The organism is Cyanobium sp. ATX 6E8, from assembly GCF_024346335.1.
Taxonomy (GTDB): Bacteria; Cyanobacteriota; Cyanobacteriia; order PCC-6307; family Cyanobiaceae; genus Cyanobium_A.
Genome location: NZ_JAGQCT010000024.1, coordinates 1 through 21,999, shown reverse-complemented (window position 1 = coordinate 21,999; position 21,999 = coordinate 1). Strand labels below are relative to the sequence as shown.

The following is a 21,999-nucleotide window of genomic DNA, read 5'->3' as shown; positions in this document are numbered from 1 at the left end:
CGATGCCAGGTAAAACCTTCATTCCATCTTCTGGTTGATCTGCTTTGGTTTCCTTTTGGAAGCCTGAAATCAGCGATCTCCCCTTGAAGCAGAAAGCCACCCCCCGGGGTGGCTTTTTTGTTGGGCGCTACTCTCCAACCATCGACCCCGAAAATCCAAGGTGTGGTTTTCAGTGCTGCATCCCGCTCGTCGATTCCGGCTGATGCGCCAAATCCGCCGGTTTCGATCGTTCTGGCTGGCTTATCGGCTTTGGTTGCAGATGGACTGCGTCGATCTCAGCGCCGCATTTGCTTATCACAGTCTGCAGTCCGTCTTCCCCGTTCTGCTGATCGCGTTATCGCTGGCAGCGAAGCTGTTGGGCCGTGATGAGGGCTTGGTTGAGCGCTTGCTCAACATCGTTTTCAACGTGCTGCCTAGTACGGCGATTCCGGTTTTTGAAGCAATGCTATCGGCTTTTTTGCGCCAGGGCGTGGGTGCTGGGCTGTTGGGTGTGGTGGTGCTGGTGTTAACCGCCAGCAATACCTATCTCACGCTTCAACGGGGGGCGGATCGCCTCTGGTGGGATCGCTCCGTTGGGTTTGAGGGGTTGTCGTGGCTGGCTTTGCTGCGCCGCTATCTGCAGTTGCGGATCAAGGCCCTCGGCCTGGTGTCGTTGTTTGCTGTGCTGATCGTGGTGGATCAAGCATTCACCAATATGCGATTGCTGGGCTCTACCGGACTGCGAGACGGGTTACTAGCCATCTGGCCTTGGGCTCGCGGTATCCAGCAGCCCGTGTCCTGGGGGCTGGACTTGATCATTTCCCTAGGCCTCAGCGTTTCCGCTTCGCTCCTGTTGCTTTGGGTGTTGCCATCGCGTCGTGTCCCCTGGCGACCCCTGATCCCCGGGGCCGCGCTGATCGGGGTGTCGCTCACGTTTCTGAATCTGGTGCTGGGCCGTGTGCTGGTCACCCTGGGGATCCGGTTTCAGGCCTATGGACTGGTTGGCGGCGTCTTGGTGCTGAGTCTTTGGGTCTGGTTGGTGGGTGTGATCCTCTACTACGGCCAATGTCTCTGCGTCGTTCTCGATCGCCCCAACCGCGCCAGGATGGATTTCCCCTGAAGGCCTGGGCCAGCGGCGATGCAGCGCTCGAACACCTGGATCTGGTTGTTGTTGGCGGCCCTGCTGCTGTTGGCGCCTGGGCCGCTCGGGCGTTTCGTGCTCGATCTTGTGGGCGGCATCACCCTCGTCTTGCTGCTGTTGCCGCTGTTGCTTGGAGCGGCGGGGTTCGTGGCGTGGCAGGTGATCCAGAAGCGTCTGCTCACCTGCCCAGCCTGTGGGTTCACGAGCATGGCCACCGACAGTTGCCCTGCCTGTGGCACGCCCTTCGGCGATGGCATCAATGCCGGGTCACCTGTTGATCAACTGGATGTCAGCAACGTCACTATCGATGTGGAGGTGGTAGAGGACAACTGAACAGCGCAGGAACAAATCTAGAGGCACCATGGCTTTTGCGTTAGCGCTCTTCAGGGGCGGGCAAGCTCCTCAAGCCGGCGTTCCCTGAGATACAGAAACAGCGGCGCGCCGCAGGCAAAGGCCAACGTGACGCAGCTGAACAGCACCCAGGCCAGCCCGCGCATCTGCAGGCGCCGGCTTTCCTGCACCATCCAGATCACCACTGCCGTTGCGCCGATGGCCAGATCGCGCGATAGCGAACTCGCCGCCGGATTGGCATTGGCCAGTTGCACGAACAGCCCGAGGTCAAAGCTGGCGCCGTACTCGCGGATGAACGCAAGGTTGGACAGCCAGGGCAGGATCGCTCCAGCAATTGCCAGGGCGAGATAGAGCCATTTCACGGCTCGTGGGCCGCCGCTCGGGGGGGTGGCGTTGTCGGACGTCAGTTCGGTCGAGGGGGCCATCGTGGTTGCAGGGTTCAGCGGGACTCGGTCATTAAGGGGATTCAAGTCTTAGGGGGATTCCGGCATCGGTCCGGCAGCCTCGCTGCTGTCGTCCCACAGCAACAGGTCCTGTTCCACGCTTGCGAGCACGGTCTCGCAGCGCTCGATGTAGGCCCGTGCGCGCCGATACAGGCCGGTCATCTCTTCCACATCGAGGTCGTTGGCCTGGAGGGCGGCCAGGGTGAGTTGCAGAGCTGTTTGTGCTTCGTTGTAGGAGAGATCAGCCGCGGCCGTGGCGGCCGCGTTCTGCTCACTGCTGCCGGTTGTTTGTCGGGGTTTCGCCTTGGGCATGATTCAGCGTGACAGGGGTAGCTGGGCCTCGGCCTGAATGTCGCGCACCACGGCATTGGCGCGGCCATCCCGGAGCTGGACGACCACGGGGCTTCCCACGTGCAGCTGTTGGATCGACCGCACCAGGGTGCCATCGGGGCTGCGGAGCAGGCTGAAGCCGCGGGCCAGCTGGTGCTCGGGTGAGAGCGCTTGCAACAGATGCTGCGCCTGCAGCAGGTGCTGGCGCTTCGATGCCAGCAGGCCCTGGGGGTGGAGACCCACCAAGCGCTCGCGCTCCCGCCCCAGGCGTTGCCCCTCGGCATGAAGCCGCCACTGCACCAGCTGACGCAGATGGCGCGCCTGCTGCCGCAATCCCTGGAGCGTGGCGTGGCGATCGGGCAACAGGGCGACCAGCGCGGCGGTGGGGGTGGCGGCCCGCAGGTCAGCCACGAGGTCGGCGATGGTGGTGTCGTCTTCGTGGCCAATGCCGCTCACCACGGGCACCGGGCAGGTCGCAATGCTGCGGGCGACCTCTTCGTTGTCGAACACCGCCAGATCTTCGCGGCTGCCGCCACCGCGGCCGATCACCACCGCCTCGATCCCCAGGGCCTCCGCCTGGCGCCCCAGCTGGTGCAGGGCGCGGCAGATCTCGGTTTGAACAGGGCCCTGCACGGGGATCGGCACCACGAGCAGCCCGGTGGCGGGCCAGCGCTCCTGGGCGGTGCGCAGCATGTCGGCGAGGGCCGAGCTGGGGCGGCTGGTGAGCAGGGCAATCCGGCGCGGGAAGGGGGGCAGGGGCCTTTTGCGGGCCGGATCCAGCAGGCCTTCGGCCGTCAGCCGTTCTCGCACCTGCTCAAATTGGCGCAGCACGCTGCTGAGGCTGGGCCGGATGTCGAGGGCCTGAACGCACAGGCTGGCCCGGCTGCTCCAGAAGTTGAGCTTGCCCACCACCACGACGCCGTCGCCGTCTTCGGGAACAAAGCTGAGCTTGCCCAGTTGGGAGGCCCAGACCACCGCGGAGATCGAGGCCTGGTCGTCGACCAGCGTCATCCACAGATGGCCCTTCTTGAGCTGGGGGCGGCTGACGGTGGCATCCAGCAGGAAGCGGGGCGCAAAGCCGCGTTCCAGCAGGCTGGCCACGGCCCCATTCAGCTCCGCCACGCTGTAGCGCGGGATGGCGGGGCTGTCCCCTGTGCTCGTCATTGCTGCAGCTGGCGGTAGCAGCTCCACCAGTAGAGGCTCACCAATCCGGCGACCAGTGCCACCGCCTGGCCGATGGGATGGTCGATCCGGATCAGCCCTGCCGCACAGATCACCAGGGCGCTGCTCAGCAGCCTCGAGCCATCACGGCGGTTGTTGACGTAGAAACGGGCCAAGGTGGCAGCGCCGGAAGGGCCCAGTTTGGACCAGCCGCTTGCCCCCTGGCTTGACAGCTGGCGGGGCCTCCCTTAGGCAGGGGGGCGGTCAGCGGTCTCCGTTATTACCACCCTGCGCGCGTCTACCGGTCCGTCCCTGCGCCAGCGCCTGCAGGCGCAGTTGTCGGCCCCCTTGCCGGAGCAGCCCGAGCTGGTGCTCGTCACCGATCTGGATGGCACCCTGCTGGGCGGATCACTCGCGGAGCGTCGCCGCTTCTACGCCTGGCTGGAGCAGCAGCGTGGCCGGGTGCTGCATGTGTTCTGCACGGGCCGCGACCTGGGCTCCGTGGCCCGGTTGCTGGCGGAAGACGAGCACGTGGGCCTACGGGCGCCGCATCTGGTGATCGGCGATGTGGGTTGCACCGTGGCCTGCGGAGCGAGCCTGGAGCCGCTGCCCCTGGCGGTGGATCCGATTGAGGCCCGCTGGCAGGGCAAGCCCGACCGTGTGCTGGCGGTGATGGCCGGGGCTGCGGGGGTTTCCCCCCAGCCGATTAGCAGCCAGCGGAGGCTCGCCTACTACTACGACCCCGAATCCTTCGATCATGGCCTGATCGCCGAGCTGGAGGCCCACGGTGTCGATTGCCTGCTCTCCGATAACCGCTACCTCGATGTGCTCCCCGCCGGAGTCAACAAGGGCAGCACGTTGCAGGCCCTGGTGCGGGCCCTGGAGATTGATCCCGCCCTGGTCGTCACCGCGGGCGACACCCTCAATGACCTGGCCATGTTCGAAACCGGTCTGGCCGGGGTGATGGTGGGCAATGCCGAGCCAGCGTTGCGGGCGGAGGCCCACCGTTTGCGCGGCACCTACGTGGCCCGCTCCCCGGGGTGTGAGGGAATCTGCGAAGGCTTGCACCACTTTGGATTTGGCCACTTGCTGCCCCAGCGCTAACGCTTGCCCTCCTGCAGGCGCGCCTTGGTGAGGGCTGTGGCCTGGGCCTGGCGCGGATCTTCCGGCCAGGGGTGCTTGGGGTAGCGCCCCCGCAGCTCCTTGCGCACCTCCGGGTAGCTGTTCTGCCAGAAGCCGGCCAGGTCTTGGGTGATGGCCGCCGGCCGGCCCGCTGGGGTGAGCAGGTGCACTGTCACCGGCAGCTGGCCGTCGAGCACCGTGGGGTTGGCGCGGGCCCCGAACAGTTCCTGCAGCTTTACCGCCAGCACCGGTTGGCCGCTGCTGTAGTCGAGGTTGACTGCACGGCCGGAAGGCACTGGTAAAGCGGGCGGCAGCAGCCGCTCCAGCTCCAGGCGCAGACTCCAGGCGCAGTCGCCCCAGAGGGCTTCAGCCAGGGGCAGGCCCTGAAGCTCGTCGCGGCTGCGCAGACCCAGCAGATGGGGGCCCAGCCAGTGCTCCAGGTCATCCAGCAGCTGGGGCAGGCTGCGATCGGGCCAGGGATCGCCCAGCTGCTGGTGGGCCAGGGTCAGGCGCTGCTGCAATTGGCGGCTGCTGCGATCCCACGGCAGCACCTCCAATCCCAGCTGCCGCAACCCGTCGAGTAGGGCGCTGCGGATGCGCTCGGGGTCGGCCTCTGCCCAGGGGCGGCGCTCCAGCACCAGGGCTCCGAGGCGGAGGCTGCGTTCGCAGCGCACCCGCTGGCTCTCCCCATCCCAGCGAGCCTCCAGCACTGTGCGCCCCTGGCCGCCAGGCTGCTCGGCGAGCTCCCGCAGCTGTTCGGGAACGAGGGGCACGGCCAGTTGGATGCGGGCATCCTGGCCCTGGCCATCCAGCTGGGCGATTGCCAATGCGGTGCAGGCCACCAGGGGGTCGTCAGGGTGGAGCACGGCCCCGCGGCCGCCGCTGAGCAGAAACCTGCCGGCTTGTCCGGGGCGTGCCAGGGCCAGCCGTTCGGGAAAGGCCGCGGCCACCAGTTGGGCCACGGTGGTTGCGGTGGACGTGGTTGCGTTGGACGTCGTTGCGGTGGGGGCGGCTGCGGTCTGTGGTGGAGGTTTCTGCTGGGAGGGCAGCTGGCGCACCTGGCGGCGCAGCTGGGCCTGCAGCTGGCGCAGGCGTCGACGTGGCCCATCGGCGCCACCCGCCTGCCCCAGCCAGTCGAGGCGGCGCAGCAGATCACTGCCGGCCTCCTGGCGCGTCAGGGGATCGCGCTCGCTCAGCAGCACCGCCAGAGCGCTGGCCAGATCGAGTTGCCCGAGGGATGCGCCCAGCAGCAGCAGCTGGGCCAGGCGCGGGTGCAGTCCCAGCTGGGCCAGCTGCTGACCATGGACGTTCAGTCGTCCTTGCGCGTCGAGGGCGCCGAGCTGCTCCAGGCGTTGGCGGGCCTCGTGCAGGGGGGCCGGTGCGGGCGGGTCGAGCCAGGTCAGGTCGGTGCCGAGGGGATCGCCCCATTGGGCCAGTTGCAGAGCCAGGGGCAGCGGATCCACGTCCAGCAACTCCGGTGGGTCGTAGGCGGGGCGCCGTTGCTGTTCGGCGGGCGACCACAGGCGCAGGCAGCGGCCCGGGCCCAGGCGCCCGGCCCGGCCGGCCCGTTGCTCGGCACTGGCCTGGCTGGCGGGCACGGTCACCAACCCGTCGAGTCCGCTGCCGGGATCGAAGCGGGTGCGGCGACTCAGGCCGCTGTCGAGCACCAGGGTGACGCCCGCGAGGGTCAGGGAGCTCTCGGCGATGGAGGTCGCCAGCACCACCTTGCCGGCCGGGTGGCGGGCTGGACCGATCGCGCGGCTCTGGGCGGCCAGGTGCAGGTTGCCGTGGAGGGGAACGCAGTCGATCTCCCCGCCCCAGGCGGTGGCGCTGATCGCCCGGCTGCAGGCTTCGATCTCGCGCAGCCCTGGCAGAAACACCAGCACCGTTTCGCCATCGCCCCGCTGGTCGAGCCAGTGCTGCTCCAGCCCCCGCACCACCTGCTGCTCCAGCCGCTCGCCCGGTCGCGGAGGCTGGTGGCTGATCGCGACCGGATGGCAGCGTCCCTCACTGCTGAGCACGGTGGCCTCCGGCAGTTGCACGGCCAGGGGGGCGAGGTTGAGGGTGGCCGACATCACCACCAGCCGCAGATCTGGCCGCAACAGCTCCCTCACCTGGCGCACCAGGGCCAGGGCCAGGTCGGTGTCGGCGCCGCGCTCGTGGAACTCGTCGAAGATCAGGCAGTCGACCCCCTCGAGGGCGGGTTCGCGCTGCAGGCGACGCAGGAACAGGCCGTCGGTGAGCACCTCCAGGCGGGTGGCTGCCGACGTGCGGGATTCCAGCCGCACGCTGTAGCCCACCCGTTCCCCCACCGCTTCGCCCAGTTCGGCCGCCAGCCGCTGAGCCGCTGCCTTGGCGGCGAGGCGGCGGGGCTCCAGCATCCAGATCCGCCCGGAGCCCAATCCGGCCAACAGGGCCAGCGGCACCCGGGTGGTTTTGCCGGCGCCCGGCGGGGCCTGGAGCAGCACTGTTGCCCCCGGGGAGCAGGCTTCCAGCAGGGGCGCCAGCAGGCCATCGATGGGCAGGGGCGCTGGCGTGGCCGCCTCAGCGCACGTGGCGAACGCCATCAACCGGGTGGTAGGCCTCGCCGGTGAGCTCTTCGTACACAATCGCCGGCAGACCGGTTTCAAACATGGTCTGCAGGGCTTCTTTGAGGTAAGGGTTCCAGCCGCCCGTGCTCACCTTGCCGTGGCGCACGGTCCAGTCCCAGGTGCCCTGCAGGTCGCGGGGGATGCGGCCTTCGCGGTCGCGCCGGGCCACGAGGTCCTGGGATTCCACCAGGCCCACCAGGATCGGATCTTTGCCGTAGGCGGGGGTGATGCTGAGCTCGAGCCGGATCGGATCCTCTTTGATCAGCTTGAGGCGAAAACGCGGCGGCAGCTTGAGATTGCGCAGCACTGCAGCCACGATTCGGGTCCGTTGATCCACCGTCTGTCTCCGCTGAAAAGCACGTGCTCAACGGTGAGCCTATTCAGCTGGGGTCACCGGGGTAAGCAGGCTGTTCGTTGTCGCCACTGAAGCGTATGGTGAGCAAGTCTTCTTGGGTGAGCTGGCCGTCAGCGTCCAGCAGTTCGGGATGGATGGTGAGCCGCCCGGTGCGGTCGTTGCCGGTTGCCGTTGTGATGGTGCTGCTGCCGGCCGCATCGCGATCACCGGGGCGCGGCACGGCCCGAAAGCCCTGGCCCATCACCTTGAATGCCTGCCAGAGCAGGACCAGGAAACAGGCGCCGTACAGAAGCGGGAAGAGCTGGGAGATCAAGGCGTTCATGGCCGGGGGGTTGGCCGCAGATCAGGGGAGTCGTGTCGCCTCCCCATCATTGCCTGCTCTGTGCTGCTGGTGTTGGCCAGCATCCAGGCCCACAGGGTGGTGCAGGCGGCTCCGAAAGCCAGGAATGCAAGCAGGAGCCGCTCAATGTCCATGACTTGATGGAAATATTTACTAACTGTAGAGGTTTTGGCGCTGGCTGCGGCTCGCCGTGCTTGCTGGGGTCGCTGGCTCGTCTGGTGGGGATCTCCCCCTGGTGGCTGGGGTGGATCTGCTTAGGGTTTCGCCAGTTGTTGTGCCGTGGTGATGGCTGGATTGCGTACTGGGCCTTGGCTGTGTTCCGGACTGCTCGCCGCGGGGCTGCTGGTGTCGGCGGGAGAAGGGGGTGGTGGGGTTGGAGCCGGCCTGGGTGCTGGTGCCGCCCGTGCCCAGGGGGTTGTCGCGCCGAGTTTGGCCCGCCAGTCGTTTGTGGCGGCCGCCGTGCGCCGGGCCGGGCCAGCCGTGGTCACCATCGACACCGAGCGCACCGTGGTGGTGCCCGGGGTCGGTGGCGGGTTGCCGCGGGGCCTGCTCAACGACCCGCTGTTCCGCCAGTTCTTCGGCATGCCCCAGCTGCAGCAGCCCTCGCAACGCACCGAGCGCGGCACCGGCAGCGGCTTCATCTATCAGGCTGATGGGCTGCTGCTCACCAACGCCCATGTGGTGGAAAAGAGCGACCGGGTGACCGTGGGGATGCAGGACGGCCGCCGCCTACAGGGCACGGTGGTCGGATTGGATCGCCTCACCGACTTGGCGGTGGTCAAGCTGGCCGGCGGCGGCCCCTGGCCAGTGGCGCCCCTGGGTAATTCCGACACGCTGCAGGTGGGCGAATGGGCCATTGCCGTGGGCAATCCCTTCGGGCTCGACAACACCGTGACGATGGGGATCATCAGCAACCTCAACCGCAATGCCAGCAAGCTCGGCATCACCGACAAGCGGCTGGACCTGATTCAGACGGATGCGGCCATCAACCCTGGTAATTCCGGCGGGCCCTTGCTCAACGCGGACGGCGAGGTGATCGGCATCAACACCCTGGTGCGCTCCGGTCCGGGGGCTGGCTTGGGGTTTGCGATCCCCATCAACAGGGCTAGGGAGATCGCCCGTCAGCTGGTGGCCACGGGTCGGGCTAGCCATCCAGTGATCGGCGTGGGCCTCGACGCAGTCAGACCCGGCGATGGCACGGGCCTGAGCCAGGGGGTGCGAGTGATGTCGGTGCAGTCAGGTAGCCCGGCGGCCCGGGCTGGCCTGCAGCAGGGCGATGTGATCGTGGCGGTCGGTGGACAAGCCCTTGCCAACCCACCCCAGTTGGTGGCCGCGGTGGAGCGGGCTGGAGTGGGGGGCAGCCTGCCGCTGAGCATCAACCGGGCCGGACGAGTGATTCAGATCACGGTGGTGCCGGCCCAGTTGGGTGTGACGCCTTAACCCTCTTGCCCCCACTGGTGGGGGAGGCCTGTGGGGATCTTGGGTGGTGCGCCGAGCTGTTGGCGCATGACCCACTGGGTGGCGGCCTTTTGGCTGTGCCAGGCCTGCAGGAGCTGTTTGGCGATGCCCTGCAGGGCTTGGGGATCGGCGGTGGCCTCGATGGCTCTGTTCATCCGCTCCAGCTCAAATTGCTGGCCGAGGCTGAGGGCGAGTGGTTCGGACATGGCACGCACCGCTGGGAGCTGTTGGACGTTCCAACGCTACAAAGTGTTTCAGTTGCGTGCGTAGCCGTTGCAACAGGGCGCCGCGTCTGTGCGGATTTGCTGTTGTGCGTTTGGGGGCGCCCTGCGGAGCTCAGGACTGCTCGCGCAGCTGTTCCACGCAGCGGGTCACACAGGCCCCGTCGTCCAGGGAGCAGGTGGTGATGCACTCGAAGTACACCTCCATCGCATCGCCGGCGTTGTAGGCCTCGCTGTGGGAGGCCATCCCGGCGTGTTCCATGCCGAAGCCACCACTGCCCAGGGGGGCTCCACCCAGATTTCCGGTTCCCATGTGTCCGTTACCCATGATCTCCACCAGAAGCGACGTCTTGTCAGCCTATGCACACCAACCCAGGGGCACCACTGAAATGAGTCTTCCTGCCTAAGGGACCGTGAAGTTGTGTGTTGCGCAGGCGGCGCGATTGCTTCAGCTCGCTTTGGCCTGAAGTTTGCGGGAGGCCTGCTTAGCTTTGTTGGCAGCCTGTTTGGCCGCCTTGCGCTGGGCTTCCGCCTCCTGGCGTGCCAGTTCGGCCTCTTCCTCTTTCTTGCTGAGGTAGTAGGCGTAGTCACCCCGGTAGAGCACCAGCTGGCCATCGCGGATTTCCACAATCCGGTTGGCCACCCGGGAGATGAAGTAGCGGTCGTGGCTCACCAGCAGGGCGGCGCCCTCGTAGTCGATCAGGGCGTCCTCCAGCATTTGTTTGGCGGGAATGTCGAGGTGGTTGGTGGGTTCGTCCAGCACCAGCAGGTTGCAGGGGGAGAGCAGCATCAGGGCCAGGGCCAGCCTGGCTTTCTCGCCACCGGAAAGCTTGCCGGCCTCCTTGAACACGCTTTCGTTGGAAAAGCAGAAACTGCCCAGCAGGGAGCGCACCTGGGTTTGGGTCCAGTCGGGAACGATCTCGAAGATCGTGTCGATCACGGTTTTGGAGAGGTCGAGGGCTTCGGCTTGGTTTTGCTCGAAGTAGCCCGCCACCACGTTGTGCTCCCCCAGCCGGGCGGCGCCGTCTTCTGGTTGCTCACTGCCCATGATCAGCCGCAGCAGGGTGGATTTGCCGGCCCCATTGGGCCCTACAAAGGCAATGCGGTCGCCCCGCTCCACCTCCAGTTCCGCCCCTAGAAACAGGATCTGGTCGCCGTAGCTGTGGGTGAGGTTCTGGATCTCTGCCACCAGCCGCCCTGAGCGGGGGGCTTCAGGGAAGCGGAAGCGCGGACCGCCGACACTCTCAATCGGGGCCTCCACGCGCTCAACTTTTTCCAGCAATTTTTCGCGGCTCTTGGCCTGGGTGGAGCGGGTGGCGCTGGCCCGGAAGCGATCGATGTAGGCCTGCTGGGCACTCAGTTCCTTCTGCTGACGCTCGAAGGCTGCCTGGGTGGCCTCGCGCTCCAAGGCTTTCTGTTCGAGGTGCTGGCTGTAGTTGCCGAGGTAGGTGCGCGATACCCCACGCTCCGTTTCCACGATCTGGTTGCAGACCCGATCCAGAAAGGTGCGGTCGTGGCTGATCACCACCAGGGCTGCGGTCTGCTCGACCAGGTAGCCCTCCAGCCACTGGATCGTTTCCACATCCAGGTGGTTGGTGGGTTCGTCGAGCAGCAGCAGATCCGGCTCCTGCAGCAGGATTTTGCCCAGCGCAATGCGCATCTGCCAACCGCCGGAGTAATCGCCCACCAGCTGCTCGGCGCCCTCGGGCGTGAAGCCGATCGTGGGTAGCAGTTTGTCGATGCGGGCATCGAGCTCGTAGCCGTGCAGGCCTTCGAAGCGGCTGTGCAGCTGTCCAAGCTCGTGGATCAGCGCATCGAGATGGTCGGGATCGGTGGCCGCCTGTTCGCTGGCCATGGCGTGCTCCACCGCGTGCTGGCGCATCAGCACCTCAGCCGCTTCGCCGAAGGCCTGGAACAGCTCCTCCCGCACCGTGCGGGCCGGATCCACGTCGAATTCCTGTTGCAGGTAGGCAATGCGGGGTTCGCCCTGCTTCACCACCGCGCCGCTGCTGGGCTCTTCAAGCCCGGCGATGATCTTCATCTGGGTCGATTTGCCGGCCCCGTTGACGCCCACCAGGCCGATGCGATCGCCGGCCTTCACTTCCCAGGTGACGTCCCGCAGCACCTCACCGGTGGGATAGATCTTGCCGATGCGTTCGAGGCGGAGCACGGAGTCTGGGAAAGGCGAGGGGCGAGCAACCGGGCCAGCTGCTCCAAACCATCATCCCTGGTGGCCGATCGGGAGAGGGCTGGGCGCTGGGCTACCTGGTGCAGACTCCATTCAGAGAGCTCCTTTGCCAGCGATGATCAAGCGCTTAGAGCAGGTGGCGGCCCTGGTGGTCGCAGCTGGCCTGGCGATCGTCAGTTACTGGCTCTTCTTCAGTTGGGCCGGTGGCGACAGGGATCGGCGTCCCGACCGGGAGCGGAGCTCAGAGGCCGCCCCGGGCCTTTACCAGCCACTGCTTGCTGTCGCTGTCATCGAGGCTGGCGACGTAACGGCGCACCTCATCAGCGGTGACGGGCAGGTTGAAAGCCGATCCGAGGTCGACAATCCGACCCACAGCGCCGTTGGGATCCTGCAGGGCCTGCCGGAACAGGGCCTGGGTTAACTCTTGGTCTGCGCTGATCCGGCCATAGAGCTCGGCGGCATTGCCTGCATTCAAGTTGCCTGCATTCAAGTTGCTGGCATTCACGTTGCTGGCAGTCATGGCAGACAGCTCGATGGGCCGAGGTTACTGGCTCTCAACCAATGGCACACAGCGCGATTGCGGCTTGGGCAGGTGCCATCAAGCCGCGCGACGGCCTTCGCCGCTTTCCGGCGTGCCGCAGGCGGAGGCGTCTTCCATGCTGCGGGCATCGAGGCAGAGCACTTTGCGCAGCTCGGCGTAGTTGGCGGCGAGGGCCTGGCGACCCTCCTGCTCGGCGCCGTATTCGGCCCGCTGCAGCACGTGATGCAGGTGGGTGAGCAGGTACGTGCTGATCACGGCCGACACCAGCACGTCGCTGCGCTCGGCGGTGCGGCGTTTGCGGCTGTTGGTGGTGGCTCCAGCAGAGCGGGTTGTGGAGGAACGGGGCACGGGGTGCACCTCCGAGGGGATGAATGCCATCAGCATAGTCTTGGATACTACCCTTGCCTATCTCTGTACACTCTTGGGTAGCCAGCAGGTCCTGGCTTTTGATTTCTTTCCTGATCCCCGCGTGGCGACTCGGCAGACCTCTTCCAGTGGCAAGGCCAAATCGCCGCGCATTCAGGTGGTGTTGCCGGAAGACCTCTGCCAGCGCCTTGCTGAGCTGGCTGAGCTCGAATCCCGCACGGTCAGCAACATGGCCAAGGTGCTGATTCAGCAGGGGGTCGAGAGGCTGGAGCAGGCCCCAGTCCCGCCCGACCCCCGCACCCAGGCCGAGCTGCAGGCTGCCCTGTTCCGCCAAGGGCTGGAAGCCCGTCAGGGCCAGACCCCCCAGCGCCTGCGCGGTGCACCGCGTCGGGTTCGGCTGCACCGTCCGGGCTGAACTGGAGCGTTCGCTCAGGCCTGGGGCCGGGCGCAGACCCCGAGCACCGCGGCCCGACTGGCTCCGGTGACCGATGGCAGGCTGCCCCGGTGGCCCCGGGCGTGCCACCAGGCGAGCAGGGCAAAGGCCAGGGCTTCGCGTTCGGCTTCACCGATGCCCAGCTCCTGCAGGGGGCGCACGATCAGGCCGCGGCAGCGCTGCCGCAGTTGCTCCATCAGGAGGCCATTGCGGCAGCCCCCGCCGGCCACCAGTAGTTCGATCGGTTGCGGGCCATGGCCCAGCTCCTGGGCGACGACGGCGGCGCTGAAGCCGGTCAGGGTGGCCAGGGCATCGTCTGGGGTTCGGTTCCCGAGCTCGCTGAGGCGCCGTTCCAGGTCGGCTTGGCCGAACAGCTCCCGGCCGGTGGACTTCGGCGGCGGCGTTTGGAAGTAGGGCTCATTCAACCAGCGCTCGATCAGGGCCTCATCGATCCGGCCGCGGCGGGCCCAGGCCCCATCGGCGTCGTAGGTCAGCTGGTCACCACTGAACTGGCGGGTGGCCAGATCCAGCAGGGTGTTGGCGGGCCCGCAGTCCCAGCCCCACACCGGCAGGTGGCGCTGGGGGCCACTGACCGGCGGGATCAAGGTGAGATTGGCGATGCCCCCCAGATTCAGCACCGCTCGCCAACCGCCGCTGCGTCCCAGCAGGGCCTGGTCGGCGGGGGGCACCAGTGGCGCCCCCTGACCGCCGAGGGCCAGGTCGGCGCTGCGGAAATCGAACACCACGGGTCTTCCCAGCAACTCGGCCAGCAGCGGCCCCTGCAGCAGTTGCCAGCTGGCACCTCGGCGGCCGGCCTGGGGCGGTCGGTGCCAGAGGGTCTGGCCATGGCAGCCCACCAGCTGGGCCCTGCCGGTTGGATCACAGGCTCGGGCCGCTAGGGCTTGCTGTTCGGTGACGGCTTCCGCCACCTCCAGCAACTCCGCCGTGCTGCACGGTTGCCCCTGGCCGATGCCGATCAGCTGGTGTTGCAGCTCGGCGGGGTAGGGGCTGAAGTGATGGGCGTCCAGGTGCCAACGCGGGTGTTGGGGTGGGCCGGTAAAGCTGGCCAGCACGGCATCCACGCCATCGGCGCTGGTGCCGCTCATCAACCCCAACACCCGCATCAGGCCCGATTCACTTGTTGGGCTGGGGAGTCATGCGCAGGTAGGGCTTCACTTCGGTGACGCCTTTGGGGAACTTGCTGCGGGCCTCGTCGGTGGGGATGGAGGGCACCACGACACAGTCGTCGCCGTCTTTCCAGTTCACCGGGGTGGCCACGGAGTGGTTGTCGGTGAGCTGTAGGGAATCGATCACCCGCAGGATTTCATTGAAGTTGCGGCCGGTGCTGGCGGGGTAGGTGATCTGCAGGCGCAGCTTCTTGTTGGGGTCGATGATGAACACCGAGCGCACCGTCAGGTTGTTGAGCGCGTTGGGGTGGATCATCCCGTAGAGATCGCTCACTTTCTTGTCGGCGTCCGCCAGGATCGGATAGTCGACGGTGGTGTTCTGGGTCTCGTTGATGTCGCAGATCCAGCCGTTGTGGCTCTCGGCGGAGTCCACGCTCAGGGCGATGGTTTTGACGTTGCGCTTCTGCCACTCGGGGCGCAGCCGGGACACTTCGCCCAGTTCAGTCGTGCAGACCGGGGTGTAGTCGGCGGGGTGGGAGAACAGCACGACCCAGCTGTCGCCAGCGAAGTCGTACAGGTTGATCGGACCCAGCTGGGAATTCTGGGTGAAATCGGGAACGGTGTCGCCGAGTTGAAGGGCCATGGCAGCTGCAGGGCAAGATGCAACGAAGAGGTGATCGTGCCACAACTCAGCGCTCGGATGTGGTGTTCGTGGTCCCGCCGCCATCGACGGGCCAGCTGCGTAGCTCCTGGCGCAGGTGCTGCAGCCCCAGGCAGGCGGTGGCCGAGACGAACAGAGCCAAGGGCTCGAGGGCCCGGGCCCGCTCCATTTCTCCGGCGGCACAGCGGTCGATTTGATTCGCAACTAGGCGCCGTGGAGCCACGGCCCCGAGCGAGTCGAGGATCCCATTCACCGTGCGCCACTGCTCCGGCCAGGCCGGATCGGACAGGTCGACCACGATCAGCAGCCCGTCGGCCTCCAGGGTTTCCTCCAGGGTGGAGCGGAAGGCTTCCAGCAGAGGCGGCGGCAGATCGCGGATGAAGCCCACGGTGTCGGTGACCAGCACCGGTTCCGGCAATTCGATCCGACGGGTGGTGGGATCCAGAGTGGCGAACAGCTTGTTCTCCGCCAGCACGGCCTGCTCCTCCGTGGCGCGGGTAAGGGCGTTGAGCAGAGAGCTTTTGCCGGCATTGGTGTAGCCCACCAGCGCCAGTCGCCGCAGGCCCTGGCGGCCGCGGCGCAAGCGGGCCCGGTGGTCGCCGAGCTGGGTCACCTCGCGCTGGAGCCGCTCGATCCGGCGGGCGATGGCGCGGCGGTCTTTCTCCAGCTGGGTTTCCCCCGGCCCCCGGGTGCCGATGCCGCCCCCCTGCCGCGACAGGCTGCGGCCGCGGCCCGTGAGCCGTGGCAGCCGGTAGCGCAGCTGGGCCAGCTCCACCTGAAGGCGCCCGGCCGCGCTGGCGGCGCGCTGGGCAAAAATGTCGAGAATCAGTTCGCTGCGGTCGCTCACCGGCAGGTTGAGCAGGCGCTCGAGGTTGCGGGCCTGCACCGGAGTGAGTTCCCGGTCGGTCACCACCAGAGTGGCGCCCACGCGCCGGGCCTCCAGCGCCGCTTCGAGCACCTTCCCTTCGCCCCAGAGGGTTTGGGGGGCCACCTGGCTGCGCCGCTGTTCCACCACCCCCACCGGCAGCGCGCCGGCACTGCCCACCAAGCCTTCCAGTTCGGCGATCAACCGTTGGGCGGCGCCCCGATCACCGGGGGTGAGGACTAGCAGCAGTACCCGTTCTGAGGTGGCCTGGCCGGGGGAGCCAGCCGCCGTTGTCGCGGCTGGCTCATGGGAAGGGGCGATGCTGAGGTGATCGCGGTTGCAGAGTTGGAGCAGATCCGCCTCGTCGTCGCTCACCCAGGGGTCTGGGGCGTCGGGCTGGGCCACGAGCAGCTGCGCGGGCCAATGTCCCCCGGATTGGGGCTGGTCGCCAAAGCGCAGCCACAGCCGGGGCGCCAGATCCAGCCCCACGATCCCTTCCTGACGCCCTGGCTGGAGCTGTTTGGTGCGGCCGCAGCAGGTGAGCAAGCGCAGGTCTGTGCCCTGGCGGCGGTCGGAGCCAGGGAGGCGCTCCAGCAACCTGCCCGATTGCTCCAGGGGCCCCACCCACAGCAGCCGGCACAGGCCGCGGCCATCCACCACCAGGGTGAGGGGCAGCTCGAGCTCGCGGCTTTCGCCGGCCAGCCGTTGCAGGCAGAGCAGCTCGGCCACCTGGTCGTCGGGGTGGCGGCGGTGGCAGAGCCTCTCCAGGCGCCGTTTCTGGGACGGCCTCAGCCCGGCCGTGCGCCCCGCCAGGACGCCTTGCTTCACCACCGGTGGGCCAGGGGGGCGAGGTGGTTCATGGGCGCTGCACCGTCACCCAGCGGATGCCGGCGGCGTGGGCCCCGGTGCCATCTTCCGGGCTGTCGCCCACGTGCCACACCTCTGAAGCGGTCAGGTTGAGCTGGGCCAGGGCCTGCTGGTAGGGCCGGGGATCGGGTTTGGCCGCTCCCACCGCCGACGACACCACCACGGCCTCTAGCCACTCTCCCAGGCCCAGGCTGTCCAGCAGCCCTGGCAGGCGGCTGTCGAAATTGCTGACCACCGCCAGCCGCAGGCCGCGGCGGTGCCAAGCCTCCAGATGGGCCGGTACGTCGTCGTAGACCCGCCAGAGGTCGGCCTGGGCAAAGCGGCGGAACAGTGCCCGTCCCAGCTCCGGTGGCGGCTCAGATTCCGCGCCGACGCCCTCGTCCTCTCCCTGGCCCTCGGCACCGGCGGCGGCCAGCACCTCGGCAATCCGGGCGCTCCACCAGCCGATCTCGGCCTCCTCCAGGGCTGGGCTGTCCAGAGCCGGGGAGGCCAGTTCTGGGAAGGCCAAGGGTGGCGCCTGCCGGTAGATGCGGGGAAAGTGCCGATCGATGGCGGCGGGATCCACCGTGAGGCCATGGTGGGCGGCCAGCTCGGCATAGGTGGCGCCCACGCTGCTGCGCAAACCGATCAGGGTGCCCATGGCATCGAGCAACAGGCCGCGCGGCGTCATCGCGGCCAGTCCGCCAGCCAACCGGCGGCCACCTTCAGCTGATGGGAGGGGCCCGGCAGGCGGGTCAGATAGGCCAGTTTGCGGATCTGGAATGCCGCCGCACCGGCCAGGGTGAATCCCCCGCCCGTGAGGCTGGCTTCCCCCTCGCCAAGGCTCATCATTTCGCCGAGGTCGGTGTAGTGGAAGGCCTCCAGCGGCTCCTGGGCCAGCGATTTCAACAGATTGCCGGCCAGGCACTCGGCCTGCTGGAAGGCCACCTGGGCGGTGGCGGGCAGGGCTTGGTCCGCGTCCTCGGCGTCCACGTGGGCGATATCGCCGAGGGCGAACACGTGGGGGTGATTGCGCAGCTGCAGGCTGGGCTCACAGACCAGCCGCCCGAGGCGGTCGGTCACAGCAGCAGGTTCGGGACTGAGCTCCGGGGCCTGGAAGCGCAGGCCGGCGGTCCAGATCACGCCATCAACGCTGAGGTGCTCGGGTCCGCTTGGTCCCTTTAGCAACAGGCCACCGACCTCCACGGCCTCCACATGGGTGTGAGTGCGCAAGCGCACATCCCGCCGCTGCAGGGCCAGATCCGCCTGCTCGCGGTTGAACGCTTTGGCCTGGGGCAGCAGACCTGGCCCCTGTTCAATCACCTCGACAATGGCGCTGCCCTGGAGTTGATCGGCCAGCTTGCAGGCCAGTTCCACGCCGCTGGCCCCGGCACCCACCACCGCCAGCCGTTGCAGCGGCCTGGCGCGCTCCTTGAGGCTGTGGATCAGGCGCTGCAGGCGCTCCACATCGGCCAGGGAGCGAAAGCCGAGGCTGTGCTCCGTGACGCCCGGAATTCCGAAACTGTTGGACTGGGCTCCGGTAGCGACCACCAGCCGGCTGTAGGGGAGCTCTCGCCCCGCGGCGGTGTGCACCCGAGAGGCTGCGGTGTCGATCCGCACCACCCGATCCTGGAGCCAGGCCGCGCCTTTGCCGGCCAGAAGCGTGTCGTAGCGGGGGGCAATTTCCCAGCTGCGCAGTTCACCGCTGAGAAGCTCGTAGAGCAGCGGCAGAAATAAGAAGCGATCGTTCGGTTCGATCAGCAGGATCGGTGGATGCTGGCGCCGGGTGGCAAGCGCCAGGGCGGTGTAGAGCCCGCCAAACCCTCCTCCCACGATCAGCACCGGGGCCGTTGCCGGCGTCGCCACAGACTCCGCCATTGGTTGTGGTCCACTGCCAACACCGTCGATCGAACCCTAACCAGCAGCCCAGCCCAAGGGCGATGATGTCCTGATGCAGTCGGCCTCCGCCCCCACGCTTCCTCTCGATGGCGCCGGTCAGCCGATTGATCTGGCGGCGACACGGCAGCAGTTGGCCGCGCTGTCGGCCCAGGAGCGGCTGCGCTGGGCCCAGGACACCTTCGGGGCGGGGTTTGCCCTCACCACCAGTTTCGGCATCCAATCGGCGGTGCTGCTGCACATGGTGAGCGCGCTGGGCCAGCAAACCGGCCTGCCGGTGCCGGTGATCTGGGTGGATACGGGCTATCTGCCCGCGGAGACCTACCAATACGCCGATCGGCTCGTTCAGCAGCTTCAGCTCCACCTGGTGGTGGCCCAGTCGCCGATCAGCCCGGCTCGGATGGAAGCGCTGCATGGCCGGCTTTGGGAAACCGAGCAGGTGGGAGATCTCGAGCTCTACCACCGCATCCGCAAGGTGGAGCCCCTCGACCGGGCCCTCACCGAGTTGGGGGTGACCTGCTGGGCCAGTGGGGTGCGCGGCAGCCAGACCGATCACCGCCGGGCTATGGAGCCGCTCGATCCAGTGCGGCAGCGCTGGTCGCTGCACCCGCTGCTGTCCTGGAGCAAGCGGGATGTGTACTACTACATGGAAGAGCACCAGTTGCCCCAGCACCCGCTGTTTGAGCAGGGGTATTCCACTGTGGGGGACTGGCACTCCAGTGCTCCCGACGCCGCTGATGTCAGCGGCCGGGCCACCCGCTTCGGTGGTCTCAAGCAGGAGTGCGGCATTCATCTGCCTGGGCTGATGGGCGAGGGCATCTGAGCGCCGATCCGGCTGGGCAGGCTCGTTGGCTGTTGATCGGCAACAGCCGATGGCACTGGGCCACGGGCCAACCCGGATCGCTTCGCTGCTGGAGCGGGGTTCCAGGCGCGGAGAAGCCTGAAGGGCTAACGGCCTGGGCCGCCGTGGGCCCGGTGCCCGCCTGGTTGCCGCTGGAGCGACGCGTGCTGAGCGGCGATGTGCCCCTGGGTGATCTGCCCGCTTGGTTGGGGGTGGATCGTGCTCTGGGTGCCTGGTGGGCCTGGCACCAGAGCGGGGCACCGGTGCTGGTGGCCGATGCCGGCACCGCCTTGAGCCTCACCCGGGTCAGCGCCGAGGGCTGTTTTGCAGGCGGACAGCTGCTGGCGGGTGCGGCCCTGCAGTTGCGGGCCCTGGGTGCCGGAACCGCCGGCTTGCCCGGGCTGGAGCTCCCCGTGGCGCTGCCTCAGCAGCGCTGGCCCAGTGCCACCGCTGAGGCCATGGCCGCCGGGGTGTTGCGGGGGTTGGCGGCCGCGGTGGCCCAGGCTGCCCGGGAGGCGGTGGCGGAAGCTCCTTGCTGTCGCCTCTGGATCACGGGCGGCGATGGGGAGCTGTTGTTGCCGCTGGTGCGGGAGCTGTTGGTGGAGGGTGACCTCCAGGTGCAGCCCGCTCCCGCGTTGGTGCTCGAGGCCCTGGCAGCCCTCAGGCCAGACCCAGGTCGCTGAGGATGGTGTCGGCCATGGTTTCGGCCTTCACCTTCGTGTAGATCTTTTCGAGCTTGCCATCGGCATCCACCACGAAGGTGTGGCGCATCATGCCCATGTACTCCTTGCCCATGAACTTCTTGAGTCCATAGCTCTCGTAGGCCGTCGCCACGGGGCAGGGCTCCCCATCGCTGAGCAGGGTGAACGGAAGGCTGTATTTGGCGATGAATTTGGCGTGGCTGGTTGCTCCGTCTTTGCTGATGCCCAGCACCGTGATGCCGTGCTGCGCAAAGGCGTCCCACTGGTCGCGGAAATTGCAGGCTTCCTTGGTGCAGCCAGGGGTGTCGTCCTTCGGATAGAAGTAGATCACCACCCGCTGGCCCTTGAACTGGGACAGGCTGACCGTTTCGCCCGCCTCGTTGGGCAAGCTGAAATCCGGGGCTGGATCACCGATCTTTAGGGCCATGGAACGCTCCAGCTTGGACGCAGAATTAAGACGCACGTGAGCCTAGGCATCGGCTTGGATCGGTCGCTGAAGGTTTCTCCTCAGCAGCCCCAGCTCTGGTTGGGCCCGCTGCGGGGCGCTGATCTCAGCAGCCTCTCGCCCCTGGAGCGGGGCTGGGGCGAGGGGCTGCCCGAGGGTCAGCGCCAGCGCTATTGGTACAGCCGGGCAGCACTACGGCAGCAACTGGCCGCCGTGCTGGGCCTGGGGCCGGTCCAGGTTCCCCTGCACAGCCCGCCCGGCTGCCCGCCCCGACTCGATCAGGGGTTGGGCTGGATCAGCCTCAGCCATAGCGGCGAGGGGCTGTTGATCGGCTACTCCCGGCAGCCGATTGGGGTGGATCTCGAACCGGCGGGCCGCCCCTTGGATGCGGCCGGGCTGCTGCGGCGGTTTTATCCCGTGGCGGAACAGGCGCGACTGCAGGGCCTGGCCGGGGAGGACCTGCGGCAGGCGGTGCTCACCAGCTGGGTGCTCAAGGAAGCCGCCATCAAATGGCGCCAGCGCAGTTTGGCGGCCGAGCTCAGCCAGTGGTGTTACGACGATTCCAGCGGGCGATTGCATCACTTGGGCGACGGCGTGCAGCCGGATTGCCGCAGTGCAGTGCATGCCGGTTGGCGTTGGGCCGCGGTTGGTGCTGGCTGTGCCGAGCCCAGCCTGCATAGCGCCTCGGCCCTTCGGTAGGAGAGCACGATTGCCATAATATTTAAGTTGCAACTGATGGCAGACTAGGTTTTCACTTTTGTGCCAATGTGCGCCATCCATTCCGCTTCTTTTCTGACATGCGGCAGTGCCTGACTAAGTTTGAATGGACTGATCCGTTATTCTTGTGATTATGCGTTTACTGTCGTCCCTTTTTGTGGGTACGGCCCTCTCGGTGGTGGCCCTGCCAATGTTGGCGGCTGGCAACAACAACCTGCCGGTTCGCTGGAGTCCCCATGGTTCGGTGCGACCCACTAATCAAGACGCCTTGAATACGTTTTTAGAGTCTGGCGAAATCATCAATCGGTGTCTGGAGCTTGGCTTGAATCGCTCCGGTTGGACCGCTGAAGAGATGCGTGAGGGCATGAAAAAATTGTATGGCGTCGACTTCATTGGTGTTTCCCGCTTCCTTTTTTCGGAAGCTGGTGAAAAGTTCCTCAACAACCAAATCGCCAGCTATTTCCCCTCCCGGAGCTTAAATACCCACGTGATGCAGGCTCTGCGATCGGCGATCCTTGCGGACGCCCGTGACGCTCAGATCTCCTCGGCCGGCATCATCAATGCACTGTTAACGGATATGCGTCAGGCCGACTTCTGCGATACCACTACCGGAGCAAAAAGTGTCCGTGCTGAAGGCCCTTGCCAGGGTGATCCCCAGCCCACCTCCATGTTGTCGGGGTTTGTGTTCCTGCCCGCCTACATCCAGGCCAACCAGATGGCCGATCCCTTTGCCGACATGCGCGCTACCCATGCGTATGCGTTCAGGGGTCGGGACGCCCGGCCGCACGAATGCAAGCCTGATCACTCACTGCTGAGCGATCAGAGACTCTTCCTTGCTCGTTCTTCTTCCCTCAGGGATCGCTCAGCAGTGACGGCATCA

General features: G+C 66.9%; 27 protein-coding genes. 9 read left to right on the top strand and 18 right to left on the bottom strand.

The genetic code is table 11. From position 1 onward, the window contains the following. The first annotated feature begins 202 nt into the window (after positions 1–202). Positions 203–1,099: a YihY/virulence factor BrkB family protein gene (locus tag KBY70_RS13615; RefSeq protein WP_254988862.1), complete on the top strand. Its 897-nt coding sequence runs from the start codon at positions 203–205 to the stop codon at positions 1,097–1,099. An 18-nt stretch (positions 1,100–1,117) separates the two neighbouring features. Beyond that, positions 1,118–1,453 carry a hypothetical protein gene (locus KBY70_RS13610; protein ID WP_254988861.1) on the top strand — a complete coding sequence of 112 codons (336 nt, stop codon included), beginning with the start codon at positions 1,118–1,120 and terminating at the stop codon, positions 1,451–1,453. A 50-nt stretch (positions 1,454–1,503) separates the two neighbouring features. Here the strand turns inward: KBY70_RS13610 and KBY70_RS13605 are convergent, their stop codons facing one another. From KBY70_RS13605 to KBY70_RS13590, 4 genes are read right to left on the bottom strand one after another with little or no spacing between them, the layout of a single operon-like run. After that, positions 1,504–1,896 carry a DUF2834 domain-containing protein gene (locus tag KBY70_RS13605; protein ID WP_094561648.1) on the bottom strand — a complete coding sequence of 131 codons (393 nt, stop codon included), beginning with the start codon at positions 1,894–1,896 and terminating at the stop codon, positions 1,504–1,506. 48 nt (positions 1,897–1,944) lie between these two features. Next, complete coding sequence (locus KBY70_RS13600; RefSeq protein WP_254988860.1) at positions 1,945–2,226, bottom strand: exodeoxyribonuclease VII small subunit; 282 nt, start codon at positions 2,224–2,226, stop codon at positions 1,945–1,947. A 3-nt stretch (positions 2,227–2,229) separates the two neighbouring features. Continuing rightward, the gene (gene xseA, locus KBY70_RS13595) at positions 2,230–3,408 is read right to left on the bottom strand and encodes an exodeoxyribonuclease VII large subunit (protein WP_254988859.1); all 1,179 of its coding nucleotides are present in this window, start codon (positions 3,406–3,408) and stop codon (positions 2,230–2,232) included. Next, entirely contained in the window at positions 3,405–3,581 is a 177-nt protein-coding gene (locus tag KBY70_RS13590; protein WP_198953905.1) for a hypothetical protein, read from the bottom strand. Before KBY70_RS13590 ends, xseA begins: the two co-directional genes overlap by 4 nt. Before the next feature lie 160 nt (positions 3,582–3,741). On the opposite strand from KBY70_RS13590, the gene KBY70_RS13585 reads away from it, so the two are divergent. Then, complete coding sequence (locus tag KBY70_RS13585) at positions 3,742–4,509, top strand: HAD family hydrolase (protein WP_233128781.1); 768 nt, start codon at positions 3,742–3,744, stop codon at positions 4,507–4,509. On the opposite strand, the gene hrpB is transcribed toward KBY70_RS13585, so the two are convergent. From hrpB to KBY70_RS13570, 3 genes are read right to left on the bottom strand one after another with little or no spacing between them, the layout of a single operon-like run. Further along, positions 4,506–7,094: an ATP-dependent helicase HrpB gene (gene hrpB / locus KBY70_RS13580; RefSeq protein ID WP_094561645.1), complete on the bottom strand. Its 2,589-nt coding sequence runs from the start codon at positions 7,092–7,094 to the stop codon at positions 4,506–4,508. The two genes, KBY70_RS13585 and hrpB, sit on opposite strands and share 4 nt — an antisense overlap. Continuing rightward, complete coding sequence (locus tag KBY70_RS13575) at positions 7,072–7,455, bottom strand: hypothetical protein (protein WP_094561644.1); 384 nt, start codon at positions 7,453–7,455, stop codon at positions 7,072–7,074. Before KBY70_RS13575 ends, hrpB begins: the two co-directional genes overlap by 23 nt. A gap of 43 nt (positions 7,456–7,498) precedes the next feature. Further along, the gene (locus KBY70_RS13570) at positions 7,499–7,795 is read right to left on the bottom strand and encodes a DUF2973 domain-containing protein (RefSeq protein WP_254988858.1); all 297 of its coding nucleotides are present in this window, start codon (positions 7,793–7,795) and stop codon (positions 7,499–7,501) included. A gap of 402 nt (positions 7,796–8,197) precedes the next feature. Between KBY70_RS13570 and KBY70_RS13565 the strand changes: the two genes are divergently transcribed. Continuing rightward, entirely contained in the window at positions 8,198–9,253 is a 1,056-nt protein-coding gene (locus tag KBY70_RS13565) for a trypsin-like peptidase domain-containing protein (protein WP_254988863.1), read from the top strand. Here KBY70_RS13565 and KBY70_RS13560 read toward each other — a convergent pair. The 5 genes from KBY70_RS13560 to KBY70_RS13540 all read right to left on the bottom strand — a co-directional run bounded on the left by KBY70_RS13560 (position 9,250) and on the right by KBY70_RS13540 (position 12,599). Beyond that, entirely contained in the window at positions 9,250–9,477 is a 228-nt protein-coding gene (locus tag KBY70_RS13560) for a hypothetical protein (protein WP_094561642.1), read from the bottom strand. The genes KBY70_RS13565 and KBY70_RS13560 overlap by 4 nt on opposite strands. Before the next feature lie 130 nt (positions 9,478–9,607). Next, a complete protein-coding gene (locus tag KBY70_RS13555) occupies positions 9,608–9,805 on the bottom strand; it encodes a hypothetical protein (RefSeq protein WP_094561641.1) in 198 nt (65 codons plus the stop codon). A gap of 135 nt (positions 9,806–9,940) precedes the next feature. Next, positions 9,941–11,662, bottom strand: a complete 1,722-nt coding sequence (locus tag KBY70_RS13550; RefSeq protein WP_254988857.1) for an ABC-F family ATP-binding cassette domain-containing protein — start codon at positions 11,660–11,662, stop codon at positions 9,941–9,943. Positions 11,663–11,921: 259 nt separating this feature from the next. Continuing rightward, the gene (locus KBY70_RS13545; RefSeq protein ID WP_254988856.1) at positions 11,922–12,200 is read right to left on the bottom strand and encodes a hypothetical protein; all 279 of its coding nucleotides are present in this window, start codon (positions 12,198–12,200) and stop codon (positions 11,922–11,924) included. A gap of 78 nt (positions 12,201–12,278) precedes the next feature. Further along, positions 12,279–12,599, bottom strand: coding sequence for a hypothetical protein (locus KBY70_RS13540; protein ID WP_233128780.1), 321 nt, complete (start codon positions 12,597–12,599; stop codon positions 12,279–12,281). Between the two features lie 91 nt (positions 12,600–12,690). Between KBY70_RS13540 and KBY70_RS13535 the strand changes: the two genes are divergently transcribed. Beyond that, positions 12,691–13,002, top strand: coding sequence for a ribbon-helix-helix domain-containing protein (locus KBY70_RS13535; RefSeq protein WP_094561654.1), 312 nt, complete (start codon positions 12,691–12,693; stop codon positions 13,000–13,002). 14 nt (positions 13,003–13,016) lie between these two features. Here KBY70_RS13535 and KBY70_RS13530 read toward each other — a convergent pair whose 3' ends face one another. Genes KBY70_RS13530 through KBY70_RS13510 form a run of 5 tightly spaced genes read right to left on the bottom strand, consistent with a single transcriptional unit; the run spans position 13,017 to position 18,397 of the window. Beyond that, entirely contained in the window at positions 13,017–14,144 is a 1,128-nt protein-coding gene (locus tag KBY70_RS13530) for an anhydro-N-acetylmuramic acid kinase (protein WP_254988855.1), read from the bottom strand. Between the two features lie 10 nt (positions 14,145–14,154). Then, positions 14,155–14,790 carry a peroxiredoxin gene (locus KBY70_RS13525; RefSeq protein WP_254988854.1) on the bottom strand — a complete coding sequence of 212 codons (636 nt, stop codon included), beginning with the start codon at positions 14,788–14,790 and terminating at the stop codon, positions 14,155–14,157. A gap of 46 nt (positions 14,791–14,836) precedes the next feature. Beyond that, entirely contained in the window at positions 14,837–16,501 is a 1,665-nt protein-coding gene (gene hflX / locus KBY70_RS13520) for a GTPase HflX (RefSeq protein WP_254988853.1), read from the bottom strand. Between the two features lie 28 nt (positions 16,502–16,529). Continuing rightward, positions 16,530–17,210, bottom strand: a complete 681-nt coding sequence (locus KBY70_RS13515) for an HAD-IA family hydrolase (RefSeq protein ID WP_254988852.1) — start codon at positions 17,208–17,210, stop codon at positions 16,530–16,532. Continuing rightward, positions 17,207–18,397: an NAD(P)/FAD-dependent oxidoreductase gene (locus KBY70_RS13510; protein ID WP_254988851.1), complete on the bottom strand. Its 1,191-nt coding sequence runs from the start codon at positions 18,395–18,397 to the stop codon at positions 17,207–17,209. Before KBY70_RS13510 ends, KBY70_RS13515 begins: the two co-directional genes overlap by 4 nt. A gap of 73 nt (positions 18,398–18,470) precedes the next feature. Between KBY70_RS13510 and KBY70_RS13505 the strand changes: the two genes are divergently transcribed. Next, the gene (locus KBY70_RS13505) at positions 18,471–19,238 is read left to right on the top strand and encodes a phosphoadenylyl-sulfate reductase (protein ID WP_254988850.1); all 768 of its coding nucleotides are present in this window, start codon (positions 18,471–18,473) and stop codon (positions 19,236–19,238) included. Positions 19,239–19,381: 143 nt separating this feature from the next. Further along, the gene (locus KBY70_RS13500; RefSeq protein ID WP_254988849.1) at positions 19,382–19,939 is read left to right on the top strand and encodes a type III pantothenate kinase; all 558 of its coding nucleotides are present in this window, start codon (positions 19,382–19,384) and stop codon (positions 19,937–19,939) included. Here the strand turns inward: KBY70_RS13500 and bcp are convergent. After that, positions 19,917–20,384 carry a thioredoxin-dependent thiol peroxidase gene (gene bcp / locus KBY70_RS13495; protein ID WP_254988848.1) on the bottom strand — a complete coding sequence of 156 codons (468 nt, stop codon included), beginning with the start codon at positions 20,382–20,384 and terminating at the stop codon, positions 19,917–19,919. The two genes, KBY70_RS13500 and bcp, sit on opposite strands and share 23 nt — an antisense overlap. Positions 20,385–20,483: 99 nt before the next feature. Between bcp and KBY70_RS13490 the strand changes: the two genes are divergently transcribed. After that, positions 20,484–21,101 carry a 4'-phosphopantetheinyl transferase family protein gene (locus KBY70_RS13490; RefSeq protein ID WP_254988847.1) on the top strand — a complete coding sequence of 206 codons (618 nt, stop codon included), beginning with the start codon at positions 20,484–20,486 and terminating at the stop codon, positions 21,099–21,101. Between the two features lie 211 nt (positions 21,102–21,312). Next, a partial coding sequence (locus KBY70_RS13485) for an alpha/beta hydrolase (RefSeq protein ID WP_254988846.1) occupies positions 21,313–21,999 on the top strand: 687 nt, incomplete at its 3' end.